14 protein-coding genes, 1 tRNA gene and 2 pseudogenes are annotated in these 17,787 nt (G+C 58.2%); 9 read left to right on the top strand and 8 right to left on the bottom strand.

Annotated elements, in window-relative coordinates:
• Positions 1-63: 63 nt before the first annotated feature.
• Positions 64-174, top strand: a pseudogene (locus tag ACIQYF_RS11170) (integrase); the annotation flags it as partial.
• Between the two features lie 98 nt (positions 175-272).
• Here the strand turns inward: ACIQYF_RS11170 and ACIQYF_RS11175 are convergent.
• A tRNA-Cys gene (locus ACIQYF_RS11175) sits at positions 273-346 on the bottom strand.
• Between the two features lie 432 nt (positions 347-778).
• Here ACIQYF_RS11175 and ACIQYF_RS11180 point away from each other — a divergent pair.
• A complete protein-coding gene (locus ACIQYF_RS11180) occupies positions 779-1,210 on the top strand; it encodes a hypothetical protein (RefSeq protein ID WP_402860919.1) in 432 nt (143 codons plus the stop codon).
• Positions 1,211-1,375: 165 nt separating this feature from the next.
• Here the strand turns inward: ACIQYF_RS11180 and ACIQYF_RS11185 are convergent, their stop codons facing one another.
• Complete coding sequence (locus tag ACIQYF_RS11185; RefSeq protein WP_402860922.1) at positions 1,376-1,969, bottom strand: helix-turn-helix domain-containing protein; 594 nt, start codon at positions 1,967-1,969, stop codon at positions 1,376-1,378.
• 15 nt (positions 1,970-1,984) lie between these two features.
• Between ACIQYF_RS11185 and ACIQYF_RS11190 the strand changes: the two genes are divergently transcribed.
• The 7 genes from ACIQYF_RS11190 (at position 1,985) to ACIQYF_RS11220 (ending at position 9,279) form a co-directional block, all read left to right on the top strand.
• Positions 1,985-2,992, top strand: coding sequence for a DMT family transporter (locus ACIQYF_RS11190; protein ID WP_402860925.1), 1,008 nt, complete (start codon positions 1,985-1,987; stop codon positions 2,990-2,992).
• A 232-nt stretch (positions 2,993-3,224) separates the two neighbouring features.
• Entirely contained in the window at positions 3,225-6,131 is a 2,907-nt protein-coding gene (locus tag ACIQYF_RS11195) for a monovalent cation/H+ antiporter subunit A (protein WP_402860928.1), read from the top strand.
• Positions 6,131-6,475: a Na+/H+ antiporter subunit C gene (locus tag ACIQYF_RS11200; RefSeq protein ID WP_019412198.1), complete on the top strand. Its 345-nt coding sequence runs from the start codon at positions 6,131-6,133 to the stop codon at positions 6,473-6,475. The genes ACIQYF_RS11195 and ACIQYF_RS11200 overlap by 1 nt, the downstream gene beginning before the upstream one ends.
• Positions 6,472-8,151, top strand: coding sequence for a monovalent cation/H+ antiporter subunit D (locus ACIQYF_RS11205; protein WP_402860932.1), 1,680 nt, complete (start codon positions 6,472-6,474; stop codon positions 8,149-8,151). Before ACIQYF_RS11200 ends, ACIQYF_RS11205 begins: the two co-directional genes overlap by 4 nt.
• The gene (locus ACIQYF_RS11210) at positions 8,148-8,636 is read left to right on the top strand and encodes a Na+/H+ antiporter subunit E (protein ID WP_402860935.1); all 489 of its coding nucleotides are present in this window, start codon (positions 8,148-8,150) and stop codon (positions 8,634-8,636) included. Before ACIQYF_RS11205 ends, ACIQYF_RS11210 begins: the two co-directional genes overlap by 4 nt.
• Positions 8,633-8,911: a K+/H+ antiporter subunit F gene (locus ACIQYF_RS11215; protein ID WP_402860938.1), complete on the top strand. Its 279-nt coding sequence runs from the start codon at positions 8,633-8,635 to the stop codon at positions 8,909-8,911. Before ACIQYF_RS11210 ends, ACIQYF_RS11215 begins: the two co-directional genes overlap by 4 nt.
• Positions 8,908-9,279 carry a Na+/H+ antiporter subunit G gene (locus tag ACIQYF_RS11220; RefSeq protein WP_402860941.1) on the top strand — a complete coding sequence of 124 codons (372 nt, stop codon included), beginning with the start codon at positions 8,908-8,910 and terminating at the stop codon, positions 9,277-9,279. The genes ACIQYF_RS11215 and ACIQYF_RS11220 overlap by 4 nt, the downstream gene beginning before the upstream one ends.
• Before the next feature lie 114 nt (positions 9,280-9,393).
• Here the strand turns inward: ACIQYF_RS11220 and ACIQYF_RS11225 are convergent.
• The 6 genes and pseudogenes from ACIQYF_RS11225 to ACIQYF_RS11250 all read right to left on the bottom strand — a co-directional run bounded on the left by ACIQYF_RS11225 (position 9,394) and on the right by ACIQYF_RS11250 (position 17,730).
• Positions 9,394-10,883, bottom strand: a pseudogene (locus tag ACIQYF_RS11225) (DASS family sodium-coupled anion symporter).
• Positions 10,884-11,059: 176 nt separating this feature from the next.
• Positions 11,060-11,848 (bottom strand): energy transducer TonB, encoded by a 789-nt coding sequence (locus ACIQYF_RS11230; protein ID WP_402860944.1) that lies wholly within the window; start codon positions 11,846-11,848, stop codon positions 11,060-11,062.
• Positions 11,845-12,291, bottom strand: a complete 447-nt coding sequence (gene tolR, locus ACIQYF_RS11235; protein WP_402860947.1) for a protein TolR — start codon at positions 12,289-12,291, stop codon at positions 11,845-11,847. The genes ACIQYF_RS11230 and tolR overlap by 4 nt, the downstream gene beginning before the upstream one ends.
• Positions 12,292-12,303: 12 nt before the next feature.
• Positions 12,304-13,014: a protein TolQ gene (gene tolQ / locus ACIQYF_RS11240; protein ID WP_402860950.1), complete on the bottom strand. Its 711-nt coding sequence runs from the start codon at positions 13,012-13,014 to the stop codon at positions 12,304-12,306.
• Positions 13,015-13,139: 125 nt separating this feature from the next.
• Complete coding sequence (locus tag ACIQYF_RS11245; protein WP_402860953.1) at positions 13,140-15,056, bottom strand: phytase; 1,917 nt, start codon at positions 15,054-15,056, stop codon at positions 13,140-13,142.
• A 151-nt stretch (positions 15,057-15,207) separates the two neighbouring features.
• Positions 15,208-17,730, bottom strand: a complete 2,523-nt coding sequence (locus ACIQYF_RS11250; protein ID WP_402860956.1) for a TonB-dependent receptor — start codon at positions 17,728-17,730, stop codon at positions 15,208-15,210.
• Between the last annotated feature and the right edge of the window lie 57 nt (positions 17,731-17,787).

A 17,787-nucleotide genomic window follows, 5' to 3' on the forward strand; every position in this document is an offset into this window, starting at 1 on the left:
GCTGAAGCTGCGACGTTGTGCAGGTCGAGCGACCGGCCATTGTGGTGTTCTTCAATCAAGACATCCGAAATCACTGACATTAGTGATGCCAGCCTGCTGCTTGGGCACTCAAAACAGGAGATCACGAACCGGGTTTACAGGCGCGTTGGAGCCATCGCAAAACCCTCGAAATGAAATAGTTTCGGAACTCCACCCCCTAAAGTTTCGGAACTCCTAGCTTTTCGGGAAAAACAAAAAAGCCCCGTAGACGTTAATCTACGGGGCTTTGAATGTGGAGGCCGAAGCCGGAATCGAACCGGCGTGGGCGGATTTGCAATCCGCTGCATAACCATTTTGCTATTCGGCCATTGCGCCTGATATTTCTTTCGAAACATCAAATGCAAAGAAAATTGCGATCTTGTCGCTACAACCTTTTGATTCTTCAGCCATTCAGGCAGTTGCCCCTTAGCTGATGGCGCGCATTATGTACTAGAAGAATGAAGCTGGCAACCCCCTGAAATCTAATAATTTTTAGTTCATGTGCGGATTCACGTGGACCTCCAAAAGAGCCATTGCTCGCTGCGTCCGTTGACTCGGTAACAGTTACGGAGTCGATTGGCGGCGCGCATCGAAATATCCTACGGCCCCTATCAACAAAAACGGGGGGGCCAATTTCCTATCGGGAATAGACTTTTTGACTACACGATAGAGGGACTTAGCCGACTTCAATCTCCAAGGTGCTCACGTACAGTCTCGCCGCCGTTAACGAACGGACTGACATATCTATTGGAGCTTTACGATGAAAAAAATATGGATGACTGCCGCTGTTGCCGCAGTAGTATTGGCCACCAGCGGCTGCATGAGCCACAACGTTAGCCAACCAAACGCTCCTATCGCCGGTTCTGTCACTGCCGATTTGAAAGCGAACATCGAAGTTGGTGGCGCAATTACTGGCCAATCGTCCTCGGACATTCTGTTCGGCGTGTTGAAAATCAGTGGTGACAGCGAATTCGCAGACGGCGTGTCTTACGGCGGCCCTACGCCGGCTTTCAGCCTGCCGGATCCAGTGTCTGCTACCAAGGCTGCTGCTGCTTATAAAGCAGTCAAGAACTCGGGTTCAGACTTGATCGTTGCACCACGTTATGCAGTATCGGTTGAAGACTATTTCATCTTCAAGAAGGTGAACGTAACTGTTACTGGCAACAAAGGCATGATCAAAACCATCCGCTAAGCCGCGTGATGTACCAGATTTGCTATTTGGCTGTGTCGCTTGGGCAGATCCCCCCAGTCAGCACATACCCTATTCAGGCAGTTTTGCCTAATGAACGGCCTGAACAGCAAGCACACAGCTGATTAGCAGTCTGGTTAAGCGGGACACCCGTCCCGCCACCTGCACTCAAATCACCACGTTACGGATAAAGCGGACAACTTCATCACCCTTGTTGTGATACGAATGCGGCTTGTTGCTGGCGTACATGTAGAACTCCCCCGCACTGAGCTGTAACGACTTGTCGTCGATGACCAGGGTCAAGCAACCCTCAAACACGTACAACTGTTCACTCCAGCCTTCGGCATCGGCTTGCGAGTGATACTCGTCGCCCGGCTCGATCGTCCATTCCCACAACTCAACTTCTTTGCACGCGACAGCCTTGGCTAGCAATACAGCCTTGCTGCCCGCTGTAGTCCCAGCCCACGCCAATTCGTTTATGCGACTCGGATCAACCGAGCCCGGTGCCTGGATCAAATCACTGAACGCGACATCCAAAGCCTCTGCGACGCGGTCAAGGGTGCTCAAGCTGACATTTTTCTCGCCTGCTTCGATTGCAACCAGCATTCGCCTGCTGACACCCGACAGGTCGGACAAGGCACTTTGGCTGAGGTGCGCGAGCAGTCGCAGACGACGCACGTTCTGACTGACGTGCTGCAAGACCGAAGCACGCTGCGATGCGCCGTGCTGTGTCACGTCAGATTGAGAGTTTTCATTGGGCACTATATTGCTCACTCCATGGGACTGCGCAGTATACTGCTCAGCTTTGGCGCATTGTGCGTCTCTCTTCTTGTAGCGTGCAAGGTCATGACGACATTGAAATCTTCCATATTTGGGTCTTTGAGCGCCCGTTTCAGCAAAGCGGAATGTGTGCTGGTCCTGATCACCATGGTCTGGGGCGTTACCTTTCTATTAGTCCAGCATGCACTGACGGCCAGCGGACCGATGTTTTTTGTGGGGCTGCGCTTTGCCGCTGCCGCGACTATCGTGGCGTTGTTTTCGCTTCGAAGCCTGCGCGGCATGACCTGGTTCGAGCTCAAAGCCGGTTTTTTCATTGGCGTGGCGATTATGCTCGGTTATGGCTTGCAAACCATTGGCCTGCAAACCATTCCCAGCAGCCAGTCGGCCTTTATCACCGCTCTGTATGTACCCTTTGTACCGCTATTGCAGTGGTTGATCATGGGACGCAGGCCTGGGCTGATGCCGAGCATTGGTATCGTCATGGCGTTTACCGGTTTGATGCTGCTGTCCGGGCCGAATGGCGCATCACTGGATTTCAGCCATGGCGAGATCGCGACACTGATCAGCGCAATTGCCATAGCGGCAGAAATAATCCTGATTGGCGCCTATGCTGGCAAGGTCGATGTGCGACGCGTGACAGTGGTTCAACTGAGTACGGCGTCGATTCTGTCCTTTTTGATGGTACTGCCAACCGGTGAAGCGATTCCCGATTTTTCATGGCTGCTGTTGGCCAGCGCGGTCGGGTTGGGGGCCGCCAGTGCCATGATTCAAGTGGCGATGAACTGGGCGCAAAAAAGTGTTTCTCCCACTCGTGCGACGCTCATTTATGCGGGCGAGCCGGTATGGGCCGGGATCGCCGGGCGATTGGCCGGTGAGCGCTTACCCGGTATTGCCTTGCTGGGCGCAGTATTGATTGTTGCCGCGGTGATCGTGAGTGAGTTAAAAACAAAGGGTAAAGCGCCCAGCGAAGCTGATCAGAAGCAAGGGAACCAAGCCTGCGACTGATGCTCTGGCAAGTTGAGGGCAAAAGATCGCAGCCTGCGCCAGCTTGCACAGGGTGCGACACTGGCTGTACAGGCCGGCATAACCCACACGGGAGTGTTCATATAAAAGAAGGCATTGGGCTGTTCTGTTAAAGATTTGCACACATTTTGTAGGATTCATCTACAGATCCGCTGTTGGTGATCCACAAGTCGCCACGTATGATCGCTCACAAACTCCTGCAGATTAGAAGCCTATGTCTCTGATAGTTCTACTGCTTCTGCCCTTTGTCGGCAGCTGTCTGGCGGCTGTTTTGCCGCACAACGCACGTAACAGTGAATCACTGCTGGCCGGTCTGATTGCGCTGATCGGCACCATTCAAGTCGCCATGCTCTATCCGCAAATCGCCCACGGTGGCGTTATTCGTGAAGAGTTTATGTGGCTGCCAAGTCTCGGCCTCAATTTCGTCCTGCGTATGGACGGGTTTGCCTGGTTGTTCTCGATTCTTGTACTGGGCATTGGCGCCTTGGTGTCTCTATACGCCCGCTATTACATGTCACCCGAAGACCCGGTGCCGCGGTTTTTCTCTTTTTTCCTGGCCTTTATGGGCGCGATGCTCGGGCTGGTGATCTCTGGCAACTTGATCCAGATTGTATTTTTCTGGGAGCTGACCAGCCTCTTCTCGTTCTTGCTGATCGGCTATTGGCACCACCGCTCTGATGCCCGACGCGGCGCCTACATGGCGCTGATGGTCACAGGAGCGGGCGGCTTGTGCCTGCTGGCGGGAGTCATGCTGCTCGGCCATGTTGTCGGCAGCTACGATTTGGACGTCGTGCTGGCCGCAGGCGATCAAATCAGGGCTCACAGTCTTTACCCCATTTTGTTACCGCTGATTCTGATCGGCGCGCTCAGTAAAAGTGCACAATTCCCGTTTCATTTCTGGCTGCCCCACGCCATGGCGGCGCCTACACCCGTCTCGGCTTACCTACACTCAGCGACCATGGTCAAGGCCGGGGTTTTTCTGCTGGCGCGGCTCTGGCCGTCGCTGTCCGGCAGCGAAGAGTGGTTCTGGATTGTCAGCGGCGCCGGGGCCTGCACGTTGGTGCTGGGTGCGTACTGCGCCATGTTCCAGAACGATCTCAAAGGCCTGCTGGCCTATTCGACCATCAGCCATCTGGGGCTCATTACCTTGCTGCTGGGCCTTAACAGCCCGTTGGCTGCCGTGGCTGCGGTGTTCCACATCCTGAACCATGCCACCTTCAAGGCCTCGCTGTTCATGGCCGCCGGGATCATCGACCACGAAACCGGCACGCGGGATATTCGCAAGCTCAGTGGCCTGTTCAAACTGATGCCCTACACCGCCACCCTGGCAATGGTGGCCAGTGCGTCGATGGCCGGTGTACCGCTACTCAACGGCTTCTTGTCCAAAGAGATGTTCTTTGCCGAAACCGTGTTCATCAATTCCACGGCCTGGGTTGAAATCGCCCTGCCCGTGATCGCTACCATTGCCGGTACATTCAGCGTGGCCTACGCGCTGCGCTTCACGGTCGATGTGTTCTTTGGCCCACCCGCCACCGACCTGCCGCATATCCCGCATGAGCCACCGCGCTGGATGCGTGCTCCGGTTGAACTGCTGGTGTTCACGTGCCTGATGGTCGGGATCTTCCCGGCCCACACGGTTGGCCCTCTGCTCGCCGCTGCCGCACAACCGGTGGTGGGTGGCGAATTGCCTGAATACAGCCTGGCCATCTGGCACGGCCTGAATGCCCCCATGATCATGAGCCTGATCGCCATGACCGGCGGTATCGTGCTGTATGTGCTGCTGCGCAAGCAGCTCAAACTCAATCGTTTCCCATTGCCACCACTGATCCAGTACTTCAACGGCAAGCGCTTCTTTGAGCGCAGCCTGGTGGTGATCATGCGCTGGGCGCGGCGCATTGAGCGACGCATCAGCACGCAACGCCTGCAAACCCAGCTGTTTTTACTGGTGCTGGCCGCCGTGATTGCCGGGTTGATCCCGATGCTCTACAGCGGCTTGAGCTGGGGCGACCGACAGAACATTCCGGGCTCGATTGTATTCGTGACCCTGTGGCTCCTGGCGATTGCCTGTGCACTGGGCGCGGCCTGGCAAGCCAAGTATCACCGTCTGGCAGCACTGACGATGGTCAGCGTCTGCGGGTTGATGACCTGCGTCACCTTCGTCTGGTTCTCGGCACCCGATCTGGCCCTGACCCAATTGGTGGTTGAAGTCGTGACCACTGTCCTGATTCTGCTGGGCCTGCGTTGGCTGCCACGGCGGATCGAAGAAGTCTCGCCACTGCCTGGCACCCTGACCAAGGCGCGCATTCGACGTTTGCGCGACTTACTCCTATCAACAGCAGTGGGCGGCGGCATGGCGGTGTTGTCGTACGCCATGCTGACCCGACAAACCCCCAACCACATTTCCTCGTTCTTCCTCAGCCGGGCTCTGCCAGAAGGCGGCGGCACCAATGTGGTGAACGTGATGCTGGTGGACTTCCGGGGCTTTGACACCTTGGGCGAAATCACCGTACTGGCCGCTGTGGCTCTGACTGTGTTTGCCTTGCTGCGCCGCTTCCGCCCACCGAAAGAAAGCATGCAGCTGCCTGCTCAGCAGCGCTTGCTGGCCAAAGACGTGGTCACCGACCTGGTCAACCCGCGCAGCGCCAGCGATACCGCACTGGGCTTTATGATGGTACCTGCGGTGCTGGTGCGCCTGCTCCTGCCAATTGCCTTTATGGTCTCGATGTACCTGTTTATGCGCGGCCACAACCAGCCGGGCGGCGGGTTCGTTGCAGGCCTGGTGATGTCGGTGGCGTTCATTCTGCAATACATGGTCGCAGGCACGCAGTGGGTTGAGGCGCAAATGAGCCTGCGTCCGCTGCGCTGGATGGGCACCGGGTTGTTATGTGCAACCTTGACCGGTCTGGGCTCGCTACTGTGGGGCTACCCTTTCCTGACGACCCATACCGCGCACTTCAGCTTGCCGGTGCTGGGCGATATTCACGTGGCCAGTGCGCTGTTCTTCGACATTGGCGTTTTCGCCGTTGTGGTGGGCGCCACGCTACTGATTCTCACGGCGCTGGCTCACCAATCGGTTCGGGCCCATCGACCCGCCCTCCAATCCAAGACGGGAGCTGCCTGATGGAAGAAGTTATCGCTATCGCTATCGGGGTGCTCGCCGCCTCTGGTACCTGGCTGATCCTGCGCCCTCGAACCTTTCAGGTAGTGATGGGCCTGTGCTTGCTGTCGTACGGGGTCAACCTGTTCATTTTCAGCATGGGCAGCCTGTTTATCGGTAAAGAGCCGGTGATCAAAGCGGGGGTGCCGCAAGACCTGCTCAACTACACCGACCCTTTGCCGCAGGCATTGGTGTTGACCGCAATCGTCATCAGTTTTGCCATGACCGCGCTGTTCCTGGTGGTCTTACTGGCCTCTCGGGGCCTGACCGGTACCGACCATGTGGATGGCCGGGAGCCTAAAGAATGAATCTGATGCCGCATCTGATTGTTGCGCCCATCCTGCTACCGCTATTGACTGCGGCCTGCATGCTGTTGCTGGGTGAAAAACATCGTCCACTCAAAGCCCGAATCAACCTGGTGTCGACCCTGATCGGCCTGAGCATCTCCGTGATGTTGCTGCTCTGGACGCAGAATCAAAGCAGCCCGGCCTCGATTGGCGTGTACCTGCCGAGCAACTGGCAGGTGCCGTTCGGTATTGTGCTGGTCGTTGATCGCCTCTCGGCGCTGATGCTGGTGTTGACGGGGGTTATCGCCTTCTGCGCGCTGCTGTTCGCCATGGCCCGCTGGGACCGCGCCGGGGCCAGCTTTCATGCGCTGTTCCAGATCCAGTTGATGGGCTTGTACGGCGCCTTCCTGACCGCCGACCTGTTTAACCTGTTCGTGTTCTTCGAAGTATTGCTGGCCGCGTCCTACGGGCTGATGCTGCATGGCTCGGGCAAGTCCCGCGTCTCGGCGGGCTTGCATTACATCTCGATCAACCTGCTGGCCTCGTCACTGTTCCTGATTGGCGCAGCATTGATCTACGGTGTCACCGGCACCCTGAACATGGCCGATCTGGCGTTTAAAATCCCGCTGGTGCCGGAAGCCGATCGCGGCCTGCTGCATGCCGGCGCCGCGATTCTGGCCATCGCTTTCCTGGCCAAAGCCGGTATGTGGCCGCTGAACTTCTGGCTGGTGCCCGCCTACTCCTCAGCCAGTGCCCCGGTGGCCGCGCTGTTCGCGATCATGACCAAAGTCGGCATCTACACCGTGCTTCGGTTATGGACGCTGCTGTTCTCGGGCCAGGCCGGGGCGTCGGCCTACTTTGCAGGTGACTGGCTGATCTATGGCGGCATGGCCACTATTGTCTGCGCCGCCATTGCCATCCTTGCCGCGCAGCGACTGGAACGCATGGCCAGCCTGAGCATTCTGGTGTCTGCCGGCATTCTGTTATCGGCCGTTGGTTTTGCTCAACCTAACCTGACGGCTGCGGCGCTGTTCTATCTGGTCAGCTCCACCCTGGCGCTGAGTGCCTTGTTCCTGCTGGCCGAGTTGATTGAGCGTTCGCGCTCATCCAGCGATGTTCTGATCGAGGAGGATGCCGAAGCGTTGCCAACCTTGATCGAGCCGCCCCCACGCGGCACCAACCTGGACGACGATCAAAAAGTTGTGGTTGGACAGATCATCCCCTGGGCGATGGCTTTTCTGGGGTTGAGTTTCATTGCCTGCGCCCTGCTGATTATCGGCATGCCGCCGTTGTCGGGTTTTATTGGCAAACTCAGCTTGCTCAATGCGCTGCTCAACCCGGCGGGTCTGGGCAACGAAATCAACGCACCCATCTCAACGGCCGCCTGGTGCCTGCTGGCACTGCTGATTCTCTCTGGGCTGGCGTCGCTGATTGCGTTTTCGCGCATGGGCATCCAGCGCTTCTGGACACCCCTGGAGCGCTCATCGCCCATCCTGCGACGTATTGAATGTGTACCCATCGTGTTACTGCTGGGGCTGTGCATCGCGCTGACCATCAAGGCTGAGCCGCTGCTGCGTTATACCCAAGCCGCAGCGGACACCCTCAACAACCCTGAACGCTACGTGATGGCGGTGATGGGTGCGCGTCCGGTGCCAAGCCCTGAAGCCAAGGCTGCCATGCAGGAGATTGAGCCATGAAGCGCCTGTTTCCTGCCCCATGGTTATCCCTGGCGTTGTGGGCACTGTGGTTGCTGCTCAACGTCTCGCTCAGCGCAGGCAACCTGTTGCTCGGCGCGGCCCTGGGCTTTTTGGCTCCGATCATGTTTGCGCCACTGCGGCCCTTGCCGATTAAAATCAGCCGCCCTGGCGTGATCATCAAGCTGTTCTTTTTGGTTGGGCGTGACGTCATCGCCTCCAATATCGCGGTCGCCTGGGGCGTCATCAATGCTGGCAGACGCCCGCCGCGCTCAACATTCATCAAAATACCGCTCGACCTGCGCGACGCCAACGGCCTGGCTGCCTTATCCATGATCACCACCGTGGTGCCCGGCACCATCTGGTCTGAACTGGCATTGGATCGCAGCGTGCTGCTGTTGCACGTGTTCGACCTGGATGACGAAGCGCAGTTTATCGAGCACTTCAAAACCGCTTACGAGCGCCCTTTGATGGAGATCTTTGAATGAGTGCCCTGCTCTCCGGTTCCATTTGGATCAGCCTGTTTTTCTTCAGCCTGGCGATGGTGCTGACTGTAATCAGACTGTTCAAGGGCCCTTCGGCCCAAGACCGGGTTCTGGCCCTGGACTACCTGTATATCGTGGCCATGCTGATGATGTTAGTACTGGGCATTCGTTATGCCAGCGATACCTACTTCGAGGCCGCCTTGCTGATCGCCCTGTTTGGCTTTGTCGGTTCGTTTGCGCTGGCTAAATTCCTGCTGCGTGGCGAGGTGATCGAATGAACTCCGTCAGTGAACTGTCGCTCTGGATTGAAATACCGGTGGCCGTGCTGTTGGTGCTCAGCAGCGTGTTTGCGCTGTGTGGTGCCGTGGGGTTGTTGCGCCTCAAGGACTTTTTTCAGCGCATGCACCCGCCTGCACTGGCTTCAACCATTGGCGCCTGGTGCGTAGCCCTGGCTTCGATCCTGTACTTCTCTGCCCTTAAATCGACGCCCATATTACATGCCTGGCTGATACCGATTTTGCTGGCGATCACCGTACCGGTTACGACCTTGCTGTTGGCCCGTACGTCGTTGTTTCGCAAGCGAATGGCGGGGGAAGATGTACCGGCAGAAGTCAGCAGCGGTGGGCGCAGTGAGGGTGGGAGCTAATACAACGAAAGGTCAGTGGGGGCTGGCTTGCCAGCGATGCAAACGACGCGGTTTGTCACATACACCGCGTCAACTCAATCGCGGACAAGCCCGCTCCCACAGGTTTACACGCAATTACATCCAGCCCAACCAGCTCCAGTAGGTTGCGCCAAACAGCAGCATCAGCAAGTAACCCACCGCAGTGACGATTAACCCAACCTTGGCGAATTGTTTGGCGGTGAAGGTTTGAGTGCCCAGGCACACCATGTTTTGCGGGGCATTGATCGGCAGAATAAAGCCGTAGCTCACCACAAAGCCCAGCAACATGGTCATGCCCAGCCGGTTGAATTCACCCGGCAAAGTTTGCAGCACGGCGATCAAAATCGGCAGCAAAGCCGAAGTCAATGCCGTGGCGCTGGCAAAGCCCAAGTGGATCAAAATCAGAAACGCCCCCAGGATCGCGAAGATCCCCAGCGGCCCGACTTGGTCCAGCCCGGTGTTATGCACCACTTGCCCCCCCAGCCATTGCCCGGCTTGAGTGGTTAGCAAGGCAGTCCCCAAACTGATCCCGACCCCGAACACGATTACCGTGCCCCACGGGATGCGCGACTGCACGTCTTTCCAGGTCATGACCCCGAAACGCGGCAGCAGTAAAAACACCAGCCCGGCGTAGGTGGTCGACGTGGTGTCAAAGCTGTGCAATTTGCCTTCAGTGGCCCATGCCAGCAGCAGCGCAATGGAGACCCCCATCAAGCGTTTCTGCGGCCCGGTCATGGGGCCCAACTCTGCCAGCGATTTTTCCACCGCTTCTTTGCCACCCGCAATGCTGTCGCTTTCTGGCGGGAGCAGTTTGAGCACCACAAACAGCAGCACTGCGACATGATGATGGCCCACGGCGCGCCTGCAATCAGCCAGTCGAGCCAGTTCACCCGCTCGCCCAGCATCTTGTCCATAAAGCCAACCGTCAGCAGGTTTTGCGCCGCAGCAGTTTGAATCCCGACGTTCCAGATGCTGGTGCCCTGCGCGACCACAATCATGATCCCGGCAGCGATATTGGAGCGTTTGTCGACGCCGAACGCCAGAATCACCCCCATCATGATCGGCACGACACAGGCGCTGCGGGCGGTCGCGCTCGGCACCACCAAGCTGAGCAGGATCGTGACTGCAATCGCCCCCAGCAGGATGCGTCGGGTGCTGGTGCCAATCCGTGACAGCGTCACCAGCGCGATGCGCCGGTCCAGCCCCGTGTGGGTCATGGCAGCCGCAATAAACAGCGCCCCGGCCACCAGCGCGAGCGCGGCATTGGAGAACCCGGTCAGGGCCATGGTGATCCCGGCGTTGGTGCCGTAGAGCTTCGAAGGGTCTTGCAGGGTGGGCGCCATACCAATCAAAAACGCCATCAATGACGTGATCATGATGGCACTGGCTTCATATGACACCGCCTCGGTGATCCACACCACCACCGCAAACGCCAGAATCGCCAGCATGCGATGCCCGGCGACCGGCAAGTCTGCAGGCAGTGGCATCATCAGCACCCCCACCATCACCAGAACAGCGACGACCAGGCCTAGGGGTATCTTTAATTTCTGCGCCGCGGGCGTCGGGGTAGTTGCAGGCGCGTTCACGGCCTTCTCCTTATGCTTGAAATCGGATGCAGCATAGGTCAGGTGCGGCGCTTTCGCGTTGATGCGCGTCAGAGGACTACGCAATTGTAGGCGTTGGCGATGGCTGCGATCTTTTGCTCTCCATTTTCATGATCAAACGATCGCAGCCTTCGCCAGCGCCTGCGGGTTTGTAATGTCTAGCGGATTTTGTAGTGAAAGGTATTGCGCACCCCCAGCACAGTCACGGCCTGACCATCGACCATGCGCGGTTGGTAGCGGAATGTCGCGACAGCCACCAATGAAGGCCGGATAAACGCCGGGTGGCACTCGCCAACCACTTTGGGGTTATCGACCTTCCCTTGCGCAGTGACCGAATATTCAACGGTACAGTCGCCTTCTATGCCTTTGTCCAATGCACGCTGAGGGTAGTCGGGCGCTTCTTTGCTGATCGGCACGTATTGACGCACATCCGCCGCGGCAGCCGCCTGTTGGGCTCGCCGGGCATTATCCGCCGCCACGCGGGCTTGCTGTGCAGCGGCTTCGACCTGCGCTCGCTGACGTTGCATCTCGGCTTGCTCAGCCTGTTGCCGGGCGAGTTTTTGTTGCGCGTCCTTGAGTTGCTTCTGCTCCTCTACCCGCTTACGTGCCAATGTTGCCTGTTCCAACTTGCGCGCCAGTATCTGCGGGTCCGGCTTGAGCACTTCAGGTTTGGCTTCAACCACCGGCGGCGCAGCCGCCACCGGCAACGGTGCTGGCTCAGGCGGTGCGGGAACGGGTTCGGCGGGCATCATGACCAGCCGGGTTTTCAGGGTCGACGGCGCGGGAACGGCCATTTCATGTCCCATGCTCCAACCCAGCACCAAAAAGGCAATCACCGCGCTGTGCAGGGCAACCGTGACCGCTACCGCCTGGCTGTTGTTCCACAGTTTGGTCCAGGGCACAGACCGCGCAGCCACACGCGGGGCATACCTCACCGCGGCACTCATTGCGGGGCCTCTGTCACCAGCCCCAAGTGGGTCACGCCACCTTGCTGCAAGACAGCCATGGCCTTGACCACGCTGCCATACCCGGCCTCGTTGTCGGCACGAATGTAGACCTGCGTGTCGCCATCTTGTGCGACCACCTGACCAATCTTGGCTTGCAGTTCTTCAAGGCTGACGGCGCTGTCAGTCTGGTTTTTGGTGTCCAGTTCGCTGCCCAGGTTCCAGTAGTACCCTCCCTCGGCCTTGACCGACAGGGTGAGGATTTTCTGCTGGGTGTCATTGGTCAACGCTTCACTGGCGACTTTGGGCAGATCAATCTTCACGCCTTGCGTCAGCATCGGCGCGGTCACCATAAAGATCACCAGCAGGACCAGCATCACGTCGATGTAAGGCACTACGTTCATTTCGGCTTTGGGCCCGTGTTTGCGCTGTGGTCGAACGAGCATGGTCAAACTCCCTTAAGCAGCCGCAGCCATATTCCGCGAACCCGCGTGCAAGCCACGGTATAGGCGCATCTGGACTTCATTGCCAAGGCTGTAATAGCGCGTCAGCAAGGTTTGGCCACGGGTCGAGAAGCGGTTATAGGCAATGACTGCCGGAATCGCGGCAAACAAGCCAATGGCCGTGGCAATCAAAGCTTCTGCAATACCGGGCGCTACGGTCGACAGCGTGGCCTGTTGCACCTGCGACAAGCCGATGAAAGCGTTCATGATCCCCCACACGGTGCCGAACAGGCCGATGTACGGGCTCACCGAGCCCACGGTGGCGAGAAATTGCAGGCCTTTTTCCAGGCGCACTTCCTGTTCGCTGATGGCCACATACAGTGAACGCTCGATGCCTTGCATCACGCCGTCGGCATCAATCCCCGACTGCTGTTTGAGTTGCAAATATTCGCTGTAGGCAGCGACAAATACCTGTTCGGCACCCGCGTCTTCGCGGGTCGAATCGCGGGTTTCGCGATACAGCGCGTTAAGGTCAGTCTGAGTCCGAAAACGCTGGATGAAGCCGTCGATGTCGTGCTCACTGCGGCGCAGGATGGCACTGCGGCGAACAATCAAAAACCAGCTCAGCAACGAAGCGGCGAGCAGAATCAGCATCACGCTTTGTACCAGCAGGCTGGCTTCGCTGATCAGACCCCAGAGGGTCATGTGTTCCATGGTGGCTTGCATGGTGTAACTCCTGTTGGATTGCTCGCGGGAGCTGGTGCAGGCTGCAAGCTTTCAAAAGATCAAAAGATCGCAACGTTGCGCAGCGCCCACGTGTATTGATGTGATAGACGGGTCGTGTGACGGGGTTATGGCAAGTGCAACGCCTTGGCTACTTCACTCCACGGGATGTATTTGAAGTTCTGGGCTTGTTCGGGCATGCGCTTGCGACCGTCTTGCACCACCAGCATGCCCTTGCTCCAAGGGCCGCCGAGGTTGGCCGAGGTCACTTCAAGGCCATCGGTTTCAGAAGTGCCATCAATCCGGGCCTCAGCATTTACGCCCACCCGAAACGCTCCACGCGGGGCAAATGGCGGCTCGGCATCGACCACCACATAGCTGTCGTTGCCTTGGCTGGAGATCACCAGGTAGGTGTCTTTTTCGCTCTGATACAGCGCCAGCCCTTCAATGTCGTCATGCACCCGATCACCGACCTTGATCACGCTGGTCAGGGTTGCTGGCTGGTCGGGACGCGCATCGACCGCCCACACGGCCACGTCTTCTTCACCGATAAACAGGCGCTGGCGCTGGTCATCGGCGACGCAGCCTTCAGGCTGGGTCTGAACCTTGAACTGGCGCACCAGCTCGCCCTCTACTCGGTCACCTCTGGGGTACAGGCGATGCTGCAAGAACGTGCCGTCCTTGTCGTTGGCGAAGCTGTAGATTTCGCCCGACGGCGCCTTGAACAGGCACAGGCCGTAGATGTCTTTGACCGGCGTGGCAATCTCGCCCACGGTTTTCAACACGCCTGTCGCACGATCAATGCTGAACACACTCAGGCTGTTGTGATCGCGATTGCTCGCCACCGCCAGGTCAACGGTGTTCGCCCCCAGAGTAAAACCCGCACGCACGTCGACGTTGTTCAGGCGCCCGACCGGCAAATGCTGCACGCGCTTGCCCTGCACGTCGTACACCTCAAGCCCTTGCTGCTTGTTGGTGCCCAGCACGCGGCTCAACGCCGGCTTTGTGGGGTGAACCCAAATGGCCGGGTCGTCCGCCGCATCGCCCTGACTCATGACGATGTCGGTTTGCACAATGGGTTTAACCACCGGCAATGCGGGCGGCAACTCTACCGGCGTGGCTTTCCAGTCCAGCGTGCCTTCGAACAGGCGACTGCTGGCGCCATCTTGCACCAACAGCTCAAGCCCTTTGGGGGTTTCACGCAGCGCCAGATGCTCAGGCTCTGTGACACCTTTAAGCGTCAAACTGGCAACCGGCGACCATCGCTTGCCTTGTTGTTGATAGAGGTTCAATTGCCCAGCCTTGGGATCAAGCCCAAGCATCCCGCCCGGAACCAGGGCCATGGCTGCGGCGGCTTTCTTCACGTTACCGAACGGCTCAACGATGGCCACCGGCAAACGCGAGGCATCCGCTTCGGCATGTGCCGGGTACGCCCACCAGCCAACATTCTGTTCGTTGACGAACAGTTGCTGCGCAGCATCATCCACCTGGCAAAACGTCGCCTCGGGCGGCAACGGCAGGCTACGCACTCTTTGCGGTGTCGCCAGACGTTTGCTGTCAGCGGCGACCAGCCATTGCTCGCCCTTGCCTTCTTCACCCACCGTAAACAGGTACACATTGCTCGCTTGGTCACGGTACAGGCACACGCCGTTCACCGCATAGTCACGCGTTGGCAGGTACATCGGTGCCTGCCATTCACGGGTTTTCGGGTCAAGGCTGAACAGTGCAACTTGCTGCTTGTTCTTGTCGTGGCTGGCGACCAGTACCTTGTCACCCAGGGCGCGGCTGTCAAGGCCAGAGAACGAGCCCGCCACCTGGCTCAGGGTTTTGCCTTGCGGGTCGAGCAACAGCAGCCCGTCACGCTTGCTGACGGCCAGACGATCGTCGCCTGCCCCAGTTGGCAAGTAGCTCAGCGCCTGCGCCTTGGTCGCGCCCCAGGGTTGCAGGGCTGGAGCATTGATGTCAGCGCCTGCCTTCGCGCCGCCTGCAGCCAGACACACGAGCAAAGGCAACAGCCGGGGTTTGCGTTTAAACATAAAGGTCATGGGTAAACAGTCCATTTAAAGTCAGCACCTGTAGCCGCTGCCGAAGGCTGCGATGGCTGGCATGGCAGCCCTTTGTTTGTCGACTAGAAAACCAAGGTCGTGCGGCCCGTATCGCAGCCTGCGTCAACGGCTACCAGGATTTGTCGTGGGGTCAAAAGTGGGTGAAGGTCAGCCCTACGGAGTAGGTAGGGCCGTACTCTTCGTACTGGTTGTTGTAGCGGCTGTTACCGCTGTAAACGAAGTAGGGCTGATCGGTCAGGTTCTGCGCATCAAAGGTGACTTGCAGGTTTTTGGTCAGCGAGTAACGGGCACTGAAGTCAAGAAACGTCTGAGAGCCGACGTGCGTGTCGTGAGCCTTGTCGTTGATCCCTGAGAGCTCGTAGAGGTAGTCCGACTTGTAGTTGGCTGACAGGCGTAGGCTGAGTTTGTCGTCTTCCCAGCCGAGCATCAGATTGCCGACCATGTCGGATTGGCTCGGCAAGTCGATGTCACGCTTGATCGTGGTTCCGCTGGCAGCGTCGTAGCCTTTGATGCTGGCGTTGGAGCGACTGAACGTGGTGTTCGCGCCTAGAATCACGCCATTCCAGGGCGCTGGCAGCCAATCGAATTTTTGTGAATAGGCCAGTTCCAGGCCGTACAGCTTGGCGCTGTCGCCGTTGGCGTAGGAGTGCGCCTCGGTGAAGTTGCTCCAGACCCCCGTACCGGCCAGGTCATTGTTGTAGACGAAGTTTTTGATGTCTTTATAGAAGAGGAACGCCGACACCGTACCGGCCTGCCCCATGAAGTGCTCAATGCCCAGGTCGAAGTTGCTCGATTCCAGCGGTTTGAGATTCGGGTTGCCGAACTCGGCCACATCATCTTCGATCACAAAACCGGGGGCCAGTTGGCCGAATGTCGGGCGCACCACAGCGTTGGTCCAGGCGGCACGCACTTGGGTGTTTTTCGCCAATTGATAGCGCGCATGCAGCCCCGGCAGCCAGTGGTGATAATCGCGTTTGGTGTCTTGCGACTCGTACGCGCCGTTGCGCACGCCTGTGCCTTTGGCTTCGAACTCCGTGCCCTCGTAACGCAAACCGGCGATAAAGCGCCAATCGTCGATGTCAACGGTGTTCATCATGTAAGCCGAGTTGATGTCTTCACTCATGGTGAAGTCATTGACCCGTGAATCTTGCTCGTTATAGAACTGATCGCGGTTCAAGCCGCCAATCAGGTCCTTGATGGCACCGGCACTGATTCCCGGACCGTAGCGGCCGAGGGAGTAATCCAGATTGCCCTTGTCGAACTGGGTCAGATTAAGCTGCGCATCGCTGAACCCCAACATCGAGAAGTTCTTGTAACTCCACGCCTCGGTGTCGTTGTCTTTGTTGCGACGGCTGACCTTGCCGCCAAATTTGACTTGCGAGGCATACCCTTGCACATCGTAGTCACGCGCCAGGTCGAGGCGAATGTTCTTCTCTGTGTCTTGGGTGTGGTCTTGCTTGACGTCCACTTTGTCGAGCGTGTAATTGGCCGGGTCATAGAAGCCTTCGCCGATGATCGGGCGCGGTTTTTCCGAGTCATAAAAACCGCTGTTCGGGAAGCTCGAACGACTTTTGAAGGTGGCTCCGGCAATCCCCGCCGGGCTGTCTTCGCTGGACTCGCTGTAACCGGCCTGCCCGCTCAAGGTCCAAAGGCCCATGGTGCGCTCGCCACCGAACACGTACGACTGGATGTCCTGGGTTTCTTCGCGCTGCTTGAGTTTACGCTTGCCCTTGGCCTTGCCCAATTCACCTGCGGCTTGCGGGTTGGAAAACTCAACGGCGTCGGCGTTGCGGATTTCGCTGTCCTTGAAACGGCTGTACAGCGAGCGCAGGTAAAGCCTGGTGTCATCGTCTGGCTTGTAATCAACGTTCAGACCGCCGCCCGTGCGTTCACGGCTGATGTCATACACACGCTGTTCAAAGCTGTTGAGTTTAGCGCCGTCGGTAAAGTCCCAGTCACCGGCGGTTTCGACGTTGTCGGAACCGAAATCACGCTTGTTCCAGCTCAGGGCAGCCGCGACACCGAAGTTGTCGATGCCGTCACCCAGACTGAAACGATCACTGATCGCGCCCGAGACCTTAGGGCTGGTCTGATGGGTGTTCTTGTTATAACCGGCCTGGGTGCTACCGGTGTAGAACAGGCCTTCATGGTCGAAGGCCGAGAGGCTTTGCACATCAACCGTGCCGCCCAGCGAGTTGGCGTCCATGTCCGGGGTCAGGGTTTTGATCACCGACAGTGACTGCACCAGCTCGGCCGGCAACACATCCAACGCCACGGCACGGCGTTTGCTTTCGGGGGACGGCACCAGCGTGCCGTTGATGGTCACGCTGTTAAGGTCAGGGCCCAGGCCCCGCACGCTGACGAAACGGCCTTCGCCCTGATCGCGCTCAATGCTGATGCCGGGTAAGCGCTGTACAGCCTCGGCAACGTTGGCGTCCGGTAACTGAGCCACGCCATCGGCGTGCACCACGCTTTCAATGTTGTCCGACTTGCGTTGTTGCTTGAGCGCCTTGTCCAGGCTGACGGCCTGCCCCACCACCTCAACGTGCTCTGCGACCGGCTCAGCAGCGCTCAGGCGCTCGCTGGCAATCGCCATGGCCAATGCACTGAACGTGAAGCCCACCCACTGCGACTTGCTCCGACACGTGTACATGCTTGATCTCCCCCCCAAGTTCCCACAACAGGTCAGGCAAATGGCCCGACAACTTGG

It is taken from the genome of Pseudomonas sp. NPDC096917, assembly GCF_044762555.1.
Classification (GTDB): domain Bacteria; phylum Pseudomonadota; class Gammaproteobacteria; order Pseudomonadales; family Pseudomonadaceae; genus Aquipseudomonas.